Origin of the sequence: Microcystis sp. LE19-41.2A (assembly GCF_027530405.1) — a bacterium.
GTDB lineage: Bacteria > Cyanobacteriota > Cyanobacteriia > Cyanobacteriales > Microcystaceae > Microcystis > Microcystis aeruginosa.
Window position 1 is genome coordinate 1 of the sequence record NZ_JAPZQJ010000063.1, and the last position, 1,575, is coordinate 1,575.

Genomic DNA, 1,575 nt, shown 5'->3' on the forward strand with positions numbered 1-1,575 from the left:
TTCTGAGATGGAGAGCTTTGTTGTAAACTAATCTTACACAGCCCAATGTGCGCCGCAATAGCGACTCTTGTTCGGGTGTTGGGTAAAATCGAAACGAGTAGGCTTTTTCCATGTCTCACATTTTAGCATATATTTCGTAAATGTGCTAATATTTAACAGTAAAGCCGTCGTAGAACGACGGGGTTTCAGACCCAAATTTTCGATGACTTTTGGCAGCAGCCTCGGTTTAGTTCTGTTAGTCTTTTGTCTGTTGATTCTCTGGCAGATTCGACAGATTCTCTTATTATTATTGATGGCGATTCTTCTGGCTCAGATTTTAAATTTGGCTGTGACTTGGTGGCAGCGTCATCACCTCAAGCGTTCCTACGCACTAATTATCACTCTTTTTGGCTTCTTTATTGGTATTATCGGTATGTTTGTGGGGATTATACCCGCTTTAGTCCAACAATTTCGCCAATTATTTAGTTTATTACCCCAAGCTATAGAAAGACTCTGGGGACAAGTCCATAGTCTTGAGGATTATCTCGATCCTAGTCTGGCCAGTGTCTTACCTGACTTTAAAACACTGCTCGCTCAATTACAACCCCTGATTAACCAAATTGCTGGCCGGGGTTTAAGCATTTTTTACGGTACTTTCGGCATTATCCTCAGCTTACTGCTAATTGTTGCCCTGGGCTTGATGATTCTCGCCGATCCTGCCGCTTACCACCGTTGTTTTCTGCGTTTATTTCCTGCTTTCTACCGTTCTAGGGTACGATCGATCCTAGAACAGTGCGATCGAGATTTAAAAGCTTGGCTGAAAGGGATTTTCTGTCATATGTTGATTATGACCTTGGGTAGTTGCCTGGGTCTATCCCTGATCGGCATTCCCCTCGCTTTTTCCCAATCTATTCTCGCGGGATTTCTCACCTTTATCCCCAACCTCGGGCCAGTTTTAAGCACGATTTTACCCTTTTCTATCGCCCTTCTGGAAGCTCCCTGGCAACCCTGGGCGGTTTTACTACTCTACAGCAGTATTTATCTGTTAATTCAATATTTCGACCGTCATTCACCGCTGCCCATTTTAACAGTGCGGTCGCTCAGGCTCTTACCCGCTTTTACCCTGTTGGCCCAGTTGTTTTTCGCCTCGATTTTTGGCTTTTTAGGGCTATTTCTGGCGGTTCCCCTGGCGCTTATCGGTCGTATTTGGCTAAAGGAAGCTTTGATCGAGGATATTCTCGATCATTGGCGGATTGGGGATAAAAAATCCTAAACTGGGGATCTAGGATTCGAACCTAGGAAATGGCGGGACCAAAACCCGCTGCCTTACCGCTTGGCTAATCCCCATTGGACAGACCTTTTTAATACTAGCATTTATCTCCCCGGTTTTGTCAAGAAGTTGATAAAAATTTTTTACTTCGGGTTTGCGGCAAAAAGTTTTTCGTGGGGTTTGGGGTTTGGGGTTTGGGGTTTGGGGTTTGGGGTGTGGGGTTTTGGGTATGGGCATAGTGTTAACTGCTTTGTCTTATAGCCATTGGGGTTTGCGTTTTGGGGTTTTGGGATTGGGGTTTGGGGTGTGGGGTGTGGGGTGGGGGG

Annotated in this window: 2 protein-coding genes and 1 tRNA gene; 1 reads left to right on the top strand and 2 read right to left on the bottom strand. The window is 45.3% G+C overall.

The genetic code is table 11. The features are described from left to right. Positions 1-112, bottom strand: a 112-nt coding sequence (locus O9290_RS02860) for a helix-turn-helix domain-containing protein (protein ID WP_288054760.1), incomplete at its 3' end; no start/stop codon positions are given. 90 nt (positions 113-202) lie between these two features. Between O9290_RS02860 and O9290_RS02865 the strand changes: the two genes are divergently transcribed. After that, on the top strand, positions 203-1,252 hold the full coding sequence (locus O9290_RS02865; protein WP_288035305.1) for an AI-2E family transporter: 1,050 nt from the start codon (positions 203-205) through the stop codon (positions 1,250-1,252). A gap of 1 nt (position 1,253) precedes the next feature. Here O9290_RS02865 and O9290_RS02870 read toward each other — a convergent pair. After that, positions 1,254-1,326: transfer RNA gene (locus tag O9290_RS02870), tRNA-Gln, on the bottom strand. Positions 1,327-1,575: the final 249 nt, after the last annotated feature.

Bases quoted from the DNA above. Each gene is read 5' to 3' on its own strand.
- O9290_RS02865 (WP_288035305.1), top strand. From the start codon at position 203: ATGACTTTTGGCAGCAGCCTCGGTTTAGTTCTGTTAGTCTTTTGTCTG.